General features: G+C 60.9%; 15 protein-coding genes and 4 tRNA genes. 6 read left to right on the top strand and 13 right to left on the bottom strand.

Annotated elements, in window-relative coordinates; all coding sequences use genetic code 11:
• From AC30D9_RS28520 to bamJ, 6 genes are all read right to left on the bottom strand, one after another.
• Positions 1 to 1,689, bottom strand: a 1,689-nt coding sequence (locus AC30D9_RS28520; RefSeq protein ID WP_490145317.1) for a DUF6531 domain-containing protein, incomplete at its 3' end; no start/stop codon positions are given.
• Positions 1,690 to 1,876: 187 nt separating this feature from the next.
• Complete coding sequence (locus AC30D9_RS28515; protein ID WP_490145316.1) at positions 1,877 to 2,278, bottom strand: SEL1-like repeat protein; 402 nt, start codon at positions 2,276 to 2,278, stop codon at positions 1,877 to 1,879.
• A complete protein-coding gene (locus AC30D9_RS28510) occupies positions 2,279 to 2,650 on the bottom strand; it encodes a hypothetical protein (protein WP_003179080.1) in 372 nt (123 codons plus the stop codon).
• Positions 2,647 to 2,988 carry a helix-turn-helix domain-containing protein gene (locus AC30D9_RS28505; RefSeq protein ID WP_134925381.1) on the bottom strand — a complete coding sequence of 114 codons (342 nt, stop codon included), beginning with the start codon at positions 2,986 to 2,988 and terminating at the stop codon, positions 2,647 to 2,649. Before AC30D9_RS28505 ends, AC30D9_RS28510 begins: the two co-directional genes overlap by 4 nt.
• 114 nt (positions 2,989 to 3,102) lie before the next feature.
• Positions 3,103 to 3,558, bottom strand: coding sequence for a YkvA family protein (locus AC30D9_RS28500; RefSeq protein WP_212799431.1), 456 nt, complete (start codon positions 3,556 to 3,558; stop codon positions 3,103 to 3,105).
• A 294-nt stretch (positions 3,559 to 3,852) separates the two neighbouring features.
• Entirely contained in the window at positions 3,853 to 4,566 is a 714-nt protein-coding gene (bamJ, locus tag AC30D9_RS28495; protein WP_134925383.1) for a BamJ family beta-barrel-assembly machinery protein, read from the bottom strand.
• Positions 4,567 to 4,835: 269 nt separating this feature from the next.
• Here bamJ and AC30D9_RS28490 point away from each other — a divergent pair, with 269 nt between their 5' ends.
• Positions 4,836 to 6,641, top strand: a complete 1,806-nt coding sequence (locus AC30D9_RS28490; RefSeq protein ID WP_307574118.1) for a di-heme-cytochrome C peroxidase — start codon at positions 4,836 to 4,838, stop codon at positions 6,639 to 6,641.
• Between the two features lie 31 nt (positions 6,642 to 6,672).
• On the top strand, positions 6,673 to 7,809 hold the full coding sequence (locus AC30D9_RS28485) for a catalase family protein (protein WP_134925384.1): 1,137 nt from the start codon (positions 6,673 to 6,675) through the stop codon (positions 7,807 to 7,809).
• 89 nt (positions 7,810 to 7,898) lie between these two features.
• Here the strand turns inward: AC30D9_RS28485 and AC30D9_RS28480 are convergent.
• The 4 genes from AC30D9_RS28480 to AC30D9_RS28465 all read right to left on the bottom strand — a co-directional run bounded on the left by AC30D9_RS28480 (position 7,899) and on the right by AC30D9_RS28465 (position 8,416).
• Positions 7,899 to 7,975: transfer RNA gene (locus tag AC30D9_RS28480), tRNA-Asp, on the bottom strand.
• Positions 7,976 to 7,992: 17 nt separating this feature from the next.
• Positions 7,993 to 8,068, bottom strand: a tRNA-Val gene (locus AC30D9_RS28475).
• A 176-nt stretch (positions 8,069 to 8,244) separates the two neighbouring features.
• Positions 8,245 to 8,321: transfer RNA gene (locus AC30D9_RS28470), tRNA-Asp, on the bottom strand.
• A 19-nt stretch (positions 8,322 to 8,340) separates the two neighbouring features.
• Positions 8,341 to 8,416, bottom strand: a tRNA-Val gene (locus AC30D9_RS28465).
• Positions 8,417 to 8,576: 160 nt separating this feature from the next.
• On the opposite strand from AC30D9_RS28465, the gene rdgC reads away from it, so the two are divergent.
• The 3 genes from rdgC to sugE all read left to right on the top strand — a co-directional run bounded on the left by rdgC (position 8,577) and on the right by sugE (position 11,041).
• Positions 8,577 to 9,497, top strand: a complete 921-nt coding sequence (gene rdgC / locus AC30D9_RS28460) for a recombination-associated protein RdgC (RefSeq protein ID WP_135846711.1) — start codon at positions 8,577 to 8,579, stop codon at positions 9,495 to 9,497.
• 143 nt (positions 9,498 to 9,640) lie between these two features.
• Positions 9,641 to 10,609, top strand: a complete 969-nt coding sequence (locus AC30D9_RS28455; RefSeq protein ID WP_305485109.1) for a bile acid:sodium symporter family protein — start codon at positions 9,641 to 9,643, stop codon at positions 10,607 to 10,609.
• A 117-nt stretch (positions 10,610 to 10,726) separates the two neighbouring features.
• On the top strand, positions 10,727 to 11,041 hold the full coding sequence (gene sugE / locus AC30D9_RS28450; RefSeq protein ID WP_003204587.1) for a quaternary ammonium compound efflux SMR transporter SugE: 315 nt from the start codon (positions 10,727 to 10,729) through the stop codon (positions 11,039 to 11,041).
• A 248-nt stretch (positions 11,042 to 11,289) separates the two neighbouring features.
• Here sugE and AC30D9_RS28445 read toward each other — a convergent pair whose 3' ends face one another.
• The 3 genes from AC30D9_RS28445 to AC30D9_RS28435 form a co-directional block, all read right to left on the bottom strand.
• Positions 11,290 to 13,164, bottom strand: a complete 1,875-nt coding sequence (locus AC30D9_RS28445; RefSeq protein WP_490145315.1) for an MFS transporter — start codon at positions 13,162 to 13,164, stop codon at positions 11,290 to 11,292.
• A gap of 81 nt (positions 13,165 to 13,245) precedes the next feature.
• Entirely contained in the window at positions 13,246 to 14,394 is a 1,149-nt protein-coding gene (locus AC30D9_RS28440) for a TDT family transporter (RefSeq protein WP_490145314.1), read from the bottom strand.
• Positions 14,395 to 14,497: 103 nt separating this feature from the next.
• The gene (locus AC30D9_RS28435) at positions 14,498 to 15,694 is read right to left on the bottom strand and encodes an MFS transporter (RefSeq protein WP_490145313.1); all 1,197 of its coding nucleotides are present in this window, start codon (positions 15,692 to 15,694) and stop codon (positions 14,498 to 14,500) included.
• Between the two features lie 103 nt (positions 15,695 to 15,797).
• On the opposite strand from AC30D9_RS28435, the gene AC30D9_RS28430 reads away from it, so the two are divergent.
• Entirely contained in the window at positions 15,798 to 16,337 is a 540-nt protein-coding gene (locus tag AC30D9_RS28430; protein WP_134925387.1) for a TetR/AcrR family transcriptional regulator, read from the top strand.
• Positions 16,338 to 16,543 lie beyond the last annotated feature (206 nt).

Raw genomic sequence — 16,543 nt, 5'->3', positions numbered from 1 at the left:
ACGCTGCTCGTAACGCAGGCGCAGGGCGCGGCCGGCGCCGTTGTCCAGGCGGCTGATGTCGCCATGGATGTTGCGCTGGACCGTCAGGCGGTTGTCGTGGCGGTCGCTGAGGGCGATCAGGTGGCCGTCGCGAAAGTGCAGGAACGCGGCGTCCGCACCGGGTTGGGCGACGATCAGTTCGTCCGACTCGGTACCGAGGTAGATCGCCGCCCGGGCCAGGCTGTTATGGATCGCCGGACGCTGGGTGGTGGGCAGTGGAAAAGTCGTGCGGCGGTTTTCCTGGTCGACCCAGACGACCTGCTCGCCGTCGAGCTCCAGGCGATGGGCCAGGGCATGGCTCCAGCCGCGCCCGAGCCCGACGTCCAGGTCGGCGGCGCTGGTGCGGTACAAACGGGTGAAGACGAACGGCAAGCGGCCATCGAGGGTGCCGTCGTCGAGGGTCAGCAGTTCTTCGCCGGTGACCATCGACACCGGGCAGCCGCTGGTCTGGGTCTGGGCCGCGGTATCGGCGCTGTCGCCGTTGGGGTTTTTCGATTGGGCCGGGGCGTCGTCGTGGGGTTCGTGTTTTTTCAGCGTGGTGTGGCGTTGCGCATCCCAACGCAGTTGCATCCGACCTTTCTTTATCCCCGCCGCGATGCCTCGTGCCGCCACCGTTTTGTAACGGTCCACGTAGGTCATGAAGCCGTTGAGCACCGCGAAAATCCCACGGATGAAACGCTGCGTGGCACTCAGCAGGTGTACGCCCACATTTCCCAGGCGCATCGACAGATAAGCGATACCGGCCCCCGCCCCAGTGAAAGTCAGGACTGCGCCGATCAACAGATCGATCAACAGCTGCACCGACACCCTCGACAAGGCTTCGGCCGTTTCGCCAGCAACCTCACTGGGCGGCAGCATTTCCAGCCAGAGACTGGCGGTGCGCACCAACAGGCATAAAGCCGCTTCGTCGCTGGCCAACAGCTGCAGCTTCGCCATCATCTGCGGCGTTTTTTCCGCCAGCTCCTGTAGCTGCATGGCGCTTTCGCCCAACCGCTCAACGAACTGACCGGGGTCCTTGAGGATGTCCGAGAGCAGGCTGATGCTGTCCCACACACTTTCAATCGCCGCCCAACTACCGGCGAGCAACCCGTTCCCCACCGCAGCCGCCGACGTTGCCACGGACTGCTGCGCCCATCGCGGCTTGAAGCCTTGCCATTCGCCGCGCAGCCAGTCCGTCAGATCACGGGTCAAGCCATCGTAGGAAGAAAACAGCTGCTCGATGTGCTGGGGAGACACCTCGCCTTGAACGTGTACCCGATAGGACTTGCCCGCCTCGCCCTGGAAGGTCCCCAGCCCCTGGGCATCTAGGGCGACTGGCGTGACCTTGCCGCTGTCCACGTCCACCACATCCACCACGATGTCGCCCAGCGGGATGTCGTACACCGACTCGAACTTGCTCTCGATCGTCATCGTCCCGCTTTTGGGGCACTGGACGACCGTGGAGAGGAAATCATCGTCGCCGGTGCTGACAGCGGTGGTGCTGTCGCCGAAGCGGATCAGCCGCTCCATGCCCATCAGCGAGGGCAAGTCGGCGGCATGACTGGCCCGGTCCGCCGCGCGGCTGTACCAGCGTGCGAGTTGTTCGCGATAGACCGACAGAATGTCGTTGAAGCTGTCGAGTTCCTGCTCGATACGGCTCACCTGATCCATCAGGACGGGGCTCGCTCAAGGGCCGGCAGGAAAAAACGGTCGAACATGGGCAAACGTCTCGCAGCGCTCAGGGAGCGCGAGACTTTGCCGGGGATGAGTGGAGAGTTAAGTCAGGGGAAGGAGATAGAGCGCGTAGGGCGATTCGCTAAATTCGTCTGATTTGCACACGAATAGCCTGTGGATAACCCTAGAGGTCCTGATCTTCAAGTGATTTGAGCTTGATCTCGGCCAATGGATGCCCGGCTTTCGCCGCCAAGGTCCACCAACGTGCCGCTTCAACCGGGTCCGGCGTCTTGCTGGCTGTACCGGCCAGGCTGATCACGCCAACCTGGTAGGCCGCCTTGCCATCCCCAGCCAATGCCGCCAGCCGCAGCAGGCGAATCCCTTCTTCACGAGCACCCAGCCCTTGGCCGCGAAACGTGAGGATGTGCCCATAGAAGCTTTGCGCACCGACGTCGCCCAGGTTCGCCATGCGGGAAAACTGGCCCTCGAGCCAGGCCCAGCCACGCGGTTGGCGGACGAACCAGGACCAATGAAACAACCGACGCGCCAGCCAGTAACCGCCCCGCGCCTTGATTCGCCAGAGCATTCAGGCCTCCGCCGACTCGGGGTACTCGTATTCAAAAACCCGAACCACTTCCGAAGCGTGCCAGGAGGCTGCCGCCACGCCATCGGAAGGCCCGGAAAAGCGGCCCAGACGCTCAACGCACTCAAAGAACCCCGTGCGTGGCAAACGACTGGCGCCCTGGCTGATCACCAATGAACTGCGCAGCGGCTGTTCCGCCCGGGCGTCCAGCGCAGCCAGGTGTTCAAGGGCCGCGGTCAAGGTCTGCATGGCCGGGCTGGGCAGTTGCAAGCGCTCCAGCAACGCCCGGTAAGTCAACAAATGGCGCTGGCGACGCGCCTGGTCCAATTCACCCAACAACCCATCCCAATGCTGCCGACTGATGCGTACGCTCACGATTCATCCCTCCAACCCGGCACCGTCAACTCCCAGGCCAGACTGCGCCGAATCGCGGCATCGGGCTGACGCTCGCCGCTCTCGATCAAGGCCAGATAAGACGGGCTGATACCTACCGTGCGGGCCAGCGCCTCGATGGCGATGCCCTTCCCTTCGCGCAAACTGCGTAATTGATCCAGGCCAGGGAGAACCTGACCGGGTGCCGCCGCGTGACGGACTGTCGCTTCGCGCGGCGGTGCTTGCTCGATGCCTGCTGCCTTCAACAACGACTGGTACTGATCCCACGGTAAAACCGCGTATTCGGGCTCACCGTCGCGTGTGATTATTTGGATATCCATGTCTACCCCGTAGGACAACAACACTTAGCGAATCAGCCTTTTTCCTTGGAAGTGTAATCCTAATACCGGCTAAGGTCGCGGTGCGATGAATTCTCAGGGGCAAGTGCTAGCGAATCAGGTCTTTTTCTGGCCTTGAAGTTGGAGTTGCTCCGGGGTATCGGGAAGCCTTTCGACCTGGGCCAGCTTCTCGGGGGATTGTCGATAACGCCAGGCACGGAAAGCCTCGAGTTCAACGTCGAGGGTTTTCATGACCCATGCCAGCACCGCGATATCGTCGAACATGCCAAACATCGGCAAGATATCCGGGATCGCATCCAGGGGGCTGAGGAAGTACATGAGCCCTGCCACCACCGACAACATCGACTTGGCGCTGACAGCGCGGTACTCGCCTCGCCAGTAGGCCAGGCACAAGGCCTGCAGCAGACGCAGGTCCTCCTTGAGCTTACCCAGCCGTCCGCCCTCCCGGGCACCTTTGCTGGCGACGGCAAACAGCAATGTCGGCAATCGACCGCGGGCCAGCAGGCGGCCTGCCAAGGGCAGAAATCGCGCAAAATTCCACGGCGCCTTCATTTTTTCTCCCACTGAAATGTTATCCACACAAATTGTGGATAACCTTGTGAACAGAGCTGCATTTCCACGCTGAAGCCCCCGTTTCATAAGGGCCCGGCTTAGATCGGGCGTTTTTTACTCACATAAAAAAACCCAATATTTCATTGACTTGACCGGCTGACTGCGTCTAGCCCAGCGCCTGTATTGCCTATGACTGTAGCCTGCATCATGCGTTCGGTTTTTTTGCCATTTTGCCGCAGCCCAGATACGACAACGCCCCGCATGAGCGAGGCGTTGTCGTTATAGCAGACGCGATTACTTGGCTGCGTCTTCTTTTGCCGGATCCTTGATCCCCAGCAGTTCCAGGTCGAACACCAGGACCGAGTTGGCCGGGATGGCCGGGCTTGGGCTCTGGGCGCCGTAGGCCAGGTCGCTCGGGATGTACAGCTTGTATTTCTCGCCGACGTGCATCAGTTGCAGGCCTTCGACCCAACCCGGGATCACGCCGCTGACCGGCAGGTCGATCGGGCTGCCACGTTCAACGGAGCTGTCGAATACGGTACCGTTGGTCAGCTTGCCGGTGTAGTGAACAGTCACCACGTCGGTCGGCTTAGGCTGTGGGCCGTCGGCTTTCTTGACCACTTCGTACTGCAGGCCGGAAGCGGTAGTGGTGACGCCGGCTTTCTTGCCGTTCTCTTCAAGGAATTTCTTGCCGGCGGCTGCCGACTCTTCGCTCATCTTGGCCATGCGCTCTTCGGCACGCTTTTGCAGCGCGGCAAAGGCTTCGACCAGCTCTTCGTCCTTGAGCTTCTGTTCTTTCTTGCCAACGGCATCTTCGATGCCCTGGGCGACCGCTTTGGAGTCCAGATCGTCCATACCTTCCTGAGCCAGGCTCTTGCCCATGTTCAGGCCAATACCGTAGGAAGCTTTCTGCGCCGGGGTCTTCAGCTCTACGCTGGTCTGCGAGTCGCAACCCGCGAGTACCAGGCCAACCAGGGCCACCGCCGCCGCCAACCGATGCTGTTTCATGCTATTTCCTTGTTCATGCGCCTAAAGGGCAATCGAATAAAGCCGCGAGCTTATCAGGCGGCCACGACCAATGGCTACCGGCATGTGAGCCGTAAAGTAACGATAAGTTCAGGTCCGCAAACGCTTTTTAACCCTGGACGAATGAAGCATCTGTCATCTGTTACGTACAGGGACAAATTGCCACTCCCCTGCAGGCCAGCGGTAATGGCCACTTGCCCGCCGCGCAGCACTGAGGCATAAGGACATATCAAAAAAACAAGGACGTTACCGTGCGCCTTCTCTCTCGCATTCTCTTGTTGCTCCTCGCGCTGCTGATCGTCGTCGTGGCCGTGGTGCTTTATTACGTCGCCAATCCTCGCTTGCCGTTCTATACGCCCGTCGAACAGGTGCATTACCTGGATCAATGGAGCGCCGCCGAGCGCCAGACGTATTACTTCACCCCCCAGGGCACCCAGGTCAAAGGCCTGCGCTACGACTGGTTCACCGCCCTCGAATTGCCATTCTCGCAACAACGCTTCGCTTCGCCTGAGTATCTGGCGCGCTTTGGCTTCCTGGTCGATCCGGCGCAGAAAGCCTCGCCTGACAATCCCGGCAACTTGCCGGTAGGGTTTGCACGGCACCAGAACCCGGGCAGCAGCGAGCAGTTCCTAGATATCACTTGTGCGGCGTGTCATACCGGCGAATTGCGCTTCAAAGGCCAGGCGATACGGATCGATGGCGGTTCGGCTCAGCACGTGCTGCCTTCCAGTGTTCCTACATTACGCGGTGGCAGTTTCGGACAGGCATTGGTCGCCAGTCTGGCGTCTACCTACTACAACCCTTGGAAATTCGAGCGCTTCGCCCGCCAGGTGCTGGGCAAGGACTACGACGCCCGCCACGAGGAATTGCGCAAGGCGTTCAAGGTCTCCCTGGACACATTCCTGCGGGTGGCCTGGAACGATACCCATCGCGGCCTCTACCCCACCGAAGAGGGCCCGGGCCGTACCGACGCCTTCGGCCGCATCGCCAATGCCAGCTTTGGCGATGCCATTTCGGCAGAGAACTACCGGGTCGCCAACGCACCGGTGGATTACCCGCAACTATGGGACATATGGACGTTCGACTGGGTGCAGTGGAACGGATCGGCCCAGCAACCGATGGCCCGCAACGTCGGTGAAGCGCTGGGGGTTGGCGCCACGCTGAGTTTCTTCGACGCCCAAGGCAAACCGCTGCAAGGCGATGCGCGCTACCCCTCCAGCGTGCGTGTGCGCGACCTGAACAAGATCGAGGAAACCCTGCAACTGCTCAAGCCTCCGGTGTGGCCGGAAGCGCTGCTGGGTGCGATCGATAAACCGTTGGCTGCCAAGGGCCGGGCCCTGTTCAGCGAAAACTGCGCCGGCTGCCATGTGCCCAAAGTGGTCCAGGGCCCCGACAGGCCGGTGCAGCAACTGCATATGCTGCCGGTACAGGTGATCGGCACCGACCCGGGCACCGCCAACAACATCGCTGACCACCGCTTCGACCTGACCAGCCTGCAATGGGATCCGGCCGAGCTGGCGAAGCTGGAAGTGCAACTGCACCCGACCCCGACGGAGCCGCTGGACCTGAGCCAACTCTCGGTCGCCAAAGGCCTGGCCTACGTCACCGCATTCGTCGAAAACCGCGCTTACCGCGACGCCGGCGTCACCCCTGCCGAGCGCCCGGCCCTGGACGGTTTCGGCCTGCCCATTGGTGTACGCGAACTGCGCGCCTACAAGGCCCGGCCGTTGGCGGGTGTCTGGGCCACGCCGCCGTTCCTGCACAACGGCTCGGTGCCGACGATCTATCAATTGCTGTCGCCCCAGGACGAACGCGCAACCACTTTCTATAAAGGCAACTTCGAATACGACCCACGCCACCTGGGCTATCGCACCGAAGCCTTTACCAACGGCTTCCTCTTCGATACCCGGATTACCGGCAATCACAACAGCGGCCATGAATTCCGCGCGGGCGAGCGAGGCAATGGCGTCATTGGCCGCCTGCTGCAACCGCAGGAACGCTGGGCCTTGCTGGAGTATTTGAAGGTGCTGGGCGGGCCGTTGGAGTCGCAACTGTAATGATGAACCCCACAGGTAAAAGGATGTTGGCATGTTGATCACGCTCTGGCTGCGCCTCGGCGCCTTTTTGGGCAAGACGCTCCTGTGGCTGCTGGGCATCGGGTTGCTCGGCTGGGCCTTGTCCTCGGCCTGGTTCGCCTGGCAACACCGCGGGCCAGTCTCGGACAAGGAGCAGATTGCACCCGGCGAAACCGCCATGACCCAGGACATCATTCAGACCGCTATTCGCATCGTCGACCAGCACCGTGAAAGCACGCGCTATCTGCGCGACGCCCACGCCAAGGCCCACGGTTGCGTCATGGCCGAAGTCCAGGTGCCGAGCGACCTGCCGGCACCCTTGCGCCAGGGCGTGTTTGCCGAACCGGGGAAGACCTGGCAGGCGACGATTCGTCTGTCCAACGGCAACGCCTATCCGCAGTTCGACAGCCTGCGCGATGCCCGTGGGATGGCGATCAAGCTGCTGGACGTGCCCGGCAAACAGTTGCTGGCGGATCGGCAATCACACGGCGAGCAGGACTTCGTGATGTTCAATCATCCGAACTTCTTCGTCAGTGATGTCGCCGAGTACCGTCAGAATGTGGCCGCCCAGGCTGACGGGAAGAAGGCGATGGCTTTCTTTCCGAGCCTGGACCCGCGCACCTGGCAGATCCGCCATCTGTTCATCGCCCTGGCGACACTCTCGCCGCCTCCGGCTAGCCCGACCCAGACCACTTACTTCTCGGTGTCGCCCTACAAGTTCGGCGCGGCCAATGCCAAGTTTCGCGTAGCCCCGGACCCGGATAGCTGCCCGGCCTATACCCTGCCAGCGCAAAACCAGGACCTGCCGAATTTCTTGCGTAGCGCGCTGAACCAGCAGTTATCCACAGACCGGGTGCCGGCGTGTTTTGTCTTGCAGATCCAGCGCCAGGATCCGAGCAAGTACATGCCGATCGAAGACACCAGTATTGAATGGCAGGAAAGTGACGCACCGTTCGAGACCGTGGCCCACATCAAGGTGCCAGCCCAGGACTTCGACACACCCAAGCTGAACCTGGCCTGCGACAACCAGTCGTTCAACCCCTGGTTCGGCATCGAGGCCCATCGCCCCATTGGCGGTATCAACCGCTTGCGTAAAGCGGTGTATGAGGCGGTCAGCGATTACCGACACAGCCGTAACGCCGAGCAATAGAGGCAGGCAAATGCCAGACAGCAAAAAGCCCGCTCAATGAGCGGGCTTTTTGTGGGGACCTGGCGTTCAGCGTTCCAGGTGACCGAATATGGCGCAGCGGACGGGACTCGAACCCGCGACCCCCGGCGTGACAGGCCGGTATTCTAACCGACTGAACTACCGCTGCGCGTAACACTGAAAGTTTGGTGGGTGATGACGGGATCGAACCGCCGACATTCTGCTTGTAAGGCAGACGCTCTCCCAGCTGAGCTAATCACCCTTCACTTTCGATGCGGGGCGCATTCTCTCACAGTTTTTTGTAACGTGCTGATTTAATTAGCAAATTCAGCAAAAAAATATGAACGATGCACATCGCAGGAACTGCAAACAGCAAAAAGCCCGCGTTAGCGGGCTTTCTGTGGCGACCTGGCGTTCAGTGTTCCAGGTAACCGAATATGGCGCAGCGGACGGGACTCGAACCCGCGACCCCCGGCGTGACAGGCCGGTATTCTAACCGACTGAACTACCGCTGCGCGTAACACGTTGAACGAATGGTGGGTGATGACGGGATCGAACCGCCGACATTCTGCTTGTAAGGCAGACGCTCTCCCAGCTGAGCTAATCACCCTTCGCTTTCGGTGTGGCGCGCATTCTACGGAGCACTCTTTAAGCTGGCAAGCACTTTTTAAATTAATTTTTTCAGGCCTTCCAAAGGCTTAGCGAAGGGTTGGCCTATGGCGCCGCGAAGAGAATAATGCCCCCCTTTGTATAAAGGAGAGACTCACCCCATGTGGTTCAAAAACCTGCTTATCTATCGCCTGACCCAAGATCTGCCTTTTGATGCCGAGGCGTTGGAAACTGCACTGGCCAGCAAACTGGCGCGTCCATGTGCAAGCCAGGAGTTGACCACTTACGGTTTCGTCGCGCCGTTTGGCAAAGGCGAAGACGCGCCGCTGGTGCATATCAGCCAGGACTTCCTGCTGATCGCCGCGCGCAAGGAAGAACGCATCTTGCCAGGCAGCGTCGTACGCGACGCCCTGAAGGAAAAGGTCGAAGAGATCGAAGCCGAGCAAATGCGCAAGGTCTATAAAAAGGAACGGGACCAGCTCAAGGATGAAATCATCCAGGCGTTCCTGCCGCGTGCGTTCATCCGTCGCTCGTCCACCTTCGCCGCCATCGCGCCGAAACAGGGCCTGATCCTGGTGAACTCGGCCAGCCCGAAACGCGCCGAGGACCTGCTCTCGACCCTGCGCGAAGTCATCGGCTCGCTGCCGGTCCGCCCGCTGACGGTCAAGATGGCCCCCTCCGCGACCATGACCGACTGGGTCAAGACCCAGAAAGCCGCGGACGATTTCTTCGTGCTGGACGAATGCGAACTGCGCGACACCCACGAAGACGGCGGCATCGTGCGCTGCAAGCGCCAGGACCTGACCAGCGACGAAATCCAGCTGCACCTGAACACCGGCAAGGTAGTGACGCAACTGTCGCTGGCCTGGCAGGACAAGCTGTCCTTCGTGCTCGATGACAAGATGGTGGTCAAGCGCCTGAAGTTCGAAGACCTGCTGCAAGACCAGGCGGAGCAGGACGGTGGCGACGAAGCCCTTGGCCAACTGGACGCCAGCTTCACCCTGATGATGCTGACGTTCGGCGAGTTCCTGCCGGCGCTGGTTGAAGCACTGGGTGGGGAAGAGATTCCGCAGGGGATCTAAAGGTAACGGGTTGCCCTTGTGGGAGCGAGCCTGCTCGCGATAGCGGTATGACAGTCACAGAAATGTTGACTGATCCTCTGCTATCGCGAGCAGGCTCGCTCCCACACTAGTATTCGGTGTTCTTAACAATAAAGGATCAGGTCATGCGCGCACTGGCTGCATTGAGTCGCTTCGTCGGCAACACCTTCGCTTACTGGGTACTGATTTTCGCCGTCGTGGCGTTTGTGCAGCCGGCCTGGTTCATTGGTCTGAAAAGCGCCATCGTGCCGCTGCTCGGGCTGGTGATGTTCGGCATGGGCCTGACCCTCAAGCTCGATGACTTCGCCGAAGTCGCGCGTCATCCCTGGCGCGTGGCCCTGGGCGTCGTCGCGCATTTCGTGATCATGCCCGGTGTGGCCTGGTTGCTCTGCCAGGTGTTCCACCTGCCGCCGGAAATCGCCGTCGGCGTCATTCTCGTGGGCTGCTGCCCAAGCGGCACCTCGTCGAATGTCATGACCTGGCTGGCTCGGGGTGACTTGGCCCTGTCGGTGGCCATCGCCGCCGTCACCACCCTGCTCGCTCCGCTGCTGACCCCGGCGCTGATCTGGCTGCTGGCCTCGGCCTGGTTGCCGGTGTCGTTCATGGAGCTGTTCTGGTCGATCCTGCAAGTGGTGCTGCTGCCGATCGTATTGGGCGTGGTGGCGCAACGGCTGCTAGGGGACAAGGTACGGCATGCGGTGGAGGTGTTGCCGCTGGTGTCGGTGGTGAGCATCGTCATCATCGTCACCGCCGTGGTGGCCGCCAGCCAGGCGAAAATCGCCGAATCGGGCCTGCTGATCATGGCCGTGGTGATGCTGCACAACAGCTTCGGCTTTTTGCTCGGTTATTTCACCGGGCATTTGTTCAAGCTGCCCCTGGCCCAACGTAAATCCCTGGCCCTGGAAGTGGGCATGCAGAACTCCGGCCTCGGCGCGGCGTTGGCCAGTGCGCATTTCTCGCCGCTGGCGGCGGTCCCCAGCGCGTTGTTCAGCGTCTGGCACAACATTTCCGGGGCGCTGCTCTCGACGTATTTCCGACGCATGAGTGAAAAACAGGACCGCGAAACCCTCGCCGCCCGGCAGACAGCCGACTGAAGCAGACTTGATCGAGTGGTCAGTAATTGGCACTATCCATCCAGCGCGGGGACGACCCCGCCACTCGATCGAGTGCCTAAATCCGGGGACGACCCCATCCATCGATGGAGGTATGTGATGTCCTGGATCATTCTGTTTTTTGCCGGCCTGTTCGAAGTCGGCTGGGCGGTCGGCCTGAAGTACACCGACGGTTTCAGCCGCCCTCTTCCCACTGCACTGACAATCGCCGCCATGGCGATCAGCCTCGGCCTGCTGGGCCTGGCGATGAAGGAATTGCCATTGGGCACGGCCTATGCGATCTGGACCGGGGTCGGTGCCGTGGGCACGGTGATCGCCGGGATCATTTTGTTTGGTGAGTCGATGGCGCTGGTTCGCCTGGCCAGCGTGGCGTTGATCGTTGCCGGGTTGATCGGCCTCAAGGTCAGCGCTTAGGCCTCTACCGCTATCGCGAGCAAGCTCGCTCCCACATTTTGATCGAGTTGCCCAAGCTGGCCGCGATCCACTGTGGGAGCGGGCTTGCTCGCGAAGGCGGCGTGTCAGCCAACATCATCGTTGAATGTCAGTCACTATTCACGAGCAAGCCCACTCCCCACAGGTTTATGTGCAAGGCGCAGAACCACAGCGCACCGCTGATCCAATGTGGGAGCGAGCCTGCTCGCGATAAGTCGAAAGGTCGCTGCCTATCTGACAGTCCCGCGCAACTCCCCCACCAGCGCTTGCAACTGCGAAGGCGTTGCCGCCTCGACCGCCACCGCCGAACCCGCTACCAGCGTCACCCGCGACCAGAACCGCCGAAACAGCCCCTTGGCCGGGTCGCGACTGAAGAAACTGCCCCACAAGCCCTGCAGCGCCAGGGGAATCACCGGCACCGGGGTCTCCTGGAGAATGCGCGTCAGTCCGCTCTTGAACTCATTGATCTCACCGTCACCGGTCAATTTTCCTTCAGGGAAAATGCAGACCAACTCACCGTCCTTCAGGTATTGGGCGATTCGCTTGAAGGCCTTTTCGTAGATATGAATGTCCTCCTGACGCCCGGCAATCGGAATCGTCCCAGCTGTGCGGAAGATGAAATTCAACACCGGCAGGTTGTAGATCTTGTAGTACATCACGAAGCGAATCGGCCGACGCACCGCACCACCAATCAACAAGGCATCGACGAAGGACACGTGGTTGCAGACCAGCAACGCAGCGCCTTCATCGGGAATCGCCTCCAGGTTGCGATGCTCCACGCGGTACATGGAATGGCTCAGCAGCCAGATCATGAAGCGCATGCTGAACTCGGGGACGATCTTGAAGATGTAGGCGTTGACGCCGATGTTGAGCAACGAGACCACCAGGAACAACTGGGGGATTGACAGTTTTGCCAGGCTCAGCAACACGATGGAGACGATGGCCGAGATCACCATGAACAACGCGTTGAGAATGTTGTTGGCGGCAATCACCCGCGCCCGCTCGTTCTCGACGGTGCGCGACTGGATCAGCGCATACAGCGGCACGATGTAGAAACCACCGAAGACACCCAGGCCAAGAATGTCGATCAACACCAGCCAGGCGTGACCGAAGCCGAGCACTTCAAGCCAGCCGTGGCCCTCGACGCTGTCGGGGATCCCGCCGGAATGCCACCACAGCAGCAGGCCGAACACCGTCAGCCCGAACGAGCCGAACGGCACCAGGCCGATCTCGACTTTACGCCCGGAAAGCTTCTCGCAGAGCATCGAACCCAAGGCGATCCCCACCGAAAACACGGTCAGGATCAGGGTCACCACGGTTTCATCACCGTGCATCCACTCTTTGGCGTAGGCCGGAATCTGCGTCAGGTAGATCGCGCCGACGAACCAGAACCAGGAGTTGCCGACAATCGAACGGGACACCGCCGGGGTCTGCCCCAAACCCAGCTTCAGGGTGGCCCAGGATTGGCTGAAGATATTCCAGTTCAGACGCATTTGCGGCGAGGCCGCCGCCGCGCGCGGGATACCGCGGCTGGCCAGGTAACCGAGCACGGCGATGCCGATAATCGCGGCGGACACGACGGGGGCGTAATACGCCGAGGACATCATGATCCCGGCGCCGATGGTGCCCGCGAGGATAGCCAGGAACGTGCCCATCTCCACCAGGCCGTTGCCGCCGACCAGTTCATCCTCGCGCAAGGCCTGCGGCAGGATCGAATACTTCACCGGGCCGAACAGCGCCGAATGCGTGCCCATGGCAAACAGCGCCACCAGCATCAACGACAAATGGTCGAACAGAAAACCCACCGCGCCCACCGCCATGATGACGATTTCGCCGAGCTTGATCAGGCGAATCAACGCGTCCTTGGCGAATTTTTCCCCGAACTGCCCCGCCAGCGCCGAGAACAGAAAGAACGGCAGGATGAACAGCAATGCACAGAGGTTGACCCAGATCGAGCGGTCGCCGTCGATGGTCAACTTGTAGAGGATGGCGAGAATCAGCGACTGCTTGAATATGTTGTCGTTGAACGCGCCCAGGGACTGCGTGATGAAGAACGGCAGGAAACGCCGTGTGCGAAGCAAGGTGAACTGCGAAGGGTGACTCATCTTCCATGTTCCTGAGTGGCGTGGACGCTTATTGGAATGAACGTTTTTCGATCCAGGCCACACATTACCTGTCTTTAGCGATTATTTCGCCAGCCCCGCAATGCACGGCGATACAAACAACTCACCGTGCCAGGCGCCCAGGACCGTACGCCGCCCGACGATCAGCCACATCACCACCAACATCGCCACCAGCACGCAACCGAATACGCGGAAAAACGCCAGGCCGAGCAGGTCCGCAAGCTTCAGCGTGGTCAGCGCATACACGCCCAAGGGAAAGGTAAAGCCCCACCAGCCAAGGTTGAAGGGAATGCCGGCCCGTAGATAACGCGCAGTAATCAACAGCGCCATCAACATCCACCACAACCCCAGGCCCCACAGCGTAATGCCGGCCACCAGGCCCAACCCGGCAGCGATTTCGCCCACCCCGGGAAAGCCATTGGCGGCAAAAATCAGCGGAGCATCGCTGCCCAGCAGCAACATGCCCAGGGCGCCGGTGCCGATCGGGCCGAGGGCCAGCCAGCTCGAGGCGGCCATGTTTTCGTGGGGCAACTTGTGCAGGGCCATGCGCAACAGCAGGATCGTCAGGATGCTGAACGCCACCGGTAGGGAAAAAGCCCAGAGCACGTAGCTAGTCACCAGCATGACCAGTTGCCCATGGGCGTCGGCCAGATGCGGCGCCAGCAGCCCGCCACTGGCCGCCGCGACTTCAGCGGCCACCACCGGCAACAGCCACACGGCGGTCATTTGGTCGATGCGGTGTTCCTGACGGGTAAACATCAGGAACGGAATCAGCACACCGCAGGCCACGGACATGGCCACGTCGATCCACCACAACGCTTCGGCCAACGGCAGCACACCGTCGCCCCAGCGCGGCAGCCCAAATACCAGAAAGCCGTTGATGATCGTCGCCAGGCCCATGGGAATGGTGCCGAAAAACATCGAAACCGTTGAGTGGCCGAAAATCCGCCGCGCCTCGTCGAAGAACAACACCCAACGGGCCGCATACAAACCGGTGAACACCACGAACAACAGGATGTTGAACAACCACAAACCTTCACCCAGCAGGCGCAGGCCCGATACATTTGCGGGCCACTGCGCCAAGGCCAACGCCAGCACACCGGTGCCCATGACCACGGCGAACCAGTTGGGTGTGAATTGGCGAATGGCCTCCAGCGGCCTTGGCAAATGGCTCAATGGACGCAAGCGGTTTTTTGCAGCACAGCATGTCATGGCGAACTCCTGTCCTCGGATGAGGTGGAGCCATGCTAGAGCCGAATCGAATATCTATATAACGGGTAATTTCTCTATATGTTATCTGTTTTACAGATAATCATCAGGCACTGCCCTCGGTCTTGATCACGGGTTTCACCGACTGACGCGATAACCCCAGCAATGCAGCGGCCGACAACACGATCAGCACCGCGCCATAACCATCGGTGGTCGGGATCAACCCGAACACCCGCGTCAGATTCCCGGCCAGCAGCGATGGCAGGCTGAACGCCAGGTAGCTGAGGACATAAAACGCCGACATCAAGCCGGCCCGCTCGTGGGGCAAGGCCAGCGGCATGATGCTGCGCAACGCCCCCAGGAACCCGGCACCGAAACCGCTGCCGGTCACCAGCGTGCCAATGAAGAACAACGGCAAACTGCCGCCGTGTACCGCGATCAGTACCAGCGCCAGGCCGATCACCAACAGGCTCGCGGACAGGCGCAGCATTTTGTCGGCTTCCTGGTTGCGCAGCGTGTAGATGGACAACGCGCCGGTGAGCGTCAACACCGCCACCAGTGCACCGCCGATCAGGTTGGATGTCGACCCGGTCGCGGCTCGCACCAGGGAAGGCGCCAAGGACAAATAAAAACCGCCCACCGCCCAGGCCGCCAGGTTCAGCGGCAGTACCAGCCACAAGGCCCGCCGCGCCTGGACCGGCACATGCAAGGTCGGACGCAGCGACTGCCAGGCACCGGGTTGCGGGCTGACGCTTTCTTTCAGGCGCCAGAGGTAAACGGCCTGGGCCAGGAATAACCCCAGGAGCAGCCAGTAGGTCAGTTGCAACGGCAGCGGTGCGAACTCGGCCAGCAGGCCACAGCCCAGCGCCCCGCACGCCATGCCCAACAGCGGCGCAACGCTGGTGATCAAAGGACCTTGGCGACGATCGAAATCCAGCAAGGCCGCCCCCAGCACACTGGTGGCCATGCCGGTGGCGAAGCCCTGGATCAAGCGGGCACTGATCAACCAGGCAACGCTGTTGGCGCTGATAAACAGCAGCATCGCCAAAATGTTGAGCAGCAGCGCCACGAAAATCACCGGTTTGCGGCCCAGGTAATCCGACAGCGACCCCACGGTCAGCAAGGCCGCCAGCAGACTGAAGGCGTACACGCCGAAAATCAGGGTCAGAACGGCCGGGGAAAACTGTAACTGTTCCTGATAGAGGTGATACAACGGCGTCGGCGCGCTGGACGCGGCGAGAAAACCGAGCAAGGTGAGCGCCAGGAAGATCAGGCTGGCGCGGGTCGAAGCTGGACGGGACATGGGCACGCTCCACAAGAACATTCGCAAAAGCTAATTTTTTGCTTTTGCGGAGTGTGCTACCGGCGTGCGCTTAAAGCAAATTCTTTGTGTTAAGGTCTGACACATGGCTATTAAAGAAGGTTTACGCCCCGGCGGTCGAAGCGCCCGGGTCCAGGAATCGATTCATTCGGCGGTCCGCGCCCTGCTGCAAGAGCAGGACCGCGCCACCCTGACCGTGCCGCAAATCGCTGCGCGCGCCGGGGTGACGCCGTCCACCATCTACCGGCGCTGGGGCGATTTGCCGGCGCTGTTGGCCGACGTCGCCATCGCCCGCATGCGCCCCGACAGCGAACCGGCCAATACCGGCAGCCTGCGCGGCGACCTGCGCGCCTGGGCCGAGCAGTACCTGGACGAAATGAGTTCCGAGCCCGGTCGCAACATGATGCGCGACATCCAGGCCTGCGCCACGCCGGGGCATTGCGTGGGCATCCTCAGCGCCCAGTTGCAGATCATCCTGGATCGCTATCCCGAGGCGCCAAACCCTGGCATCGAGCGGCTGATCAATGTGGTGGTGGCACCGACGGTGTTTCGCATCCTCTTCGCCACTGCGCCGCTGGCGGTCGAGGAGTTGTATCGGTTGGTGGATATCGCGTTGGGTCAGTAAGGCCGCCATCGCGAGCAGGCTCGCTCCCACATTCGATCTGCTGCGAATACAAAATTCATGTCCACCTGAGACCCAGTGTGGGAGCGGGCTTGCTGGCGAAGGCGGTGGCACATTCAACATTGATGCAAGCTAACCCAGCGCTCCCACAAGGGACCTGAGGTGAATACAAATCCATGGTTCACCCCCAATCAAATGTGGGAGCGAGC

The organism is Pseudomonas sp. DF11 (genome assembly GCF_058148565.1).
Note: the sequence above shows the minus strand (reverse complement) of the source record. Positions and strands in the feature narration are given on the sequence as shown.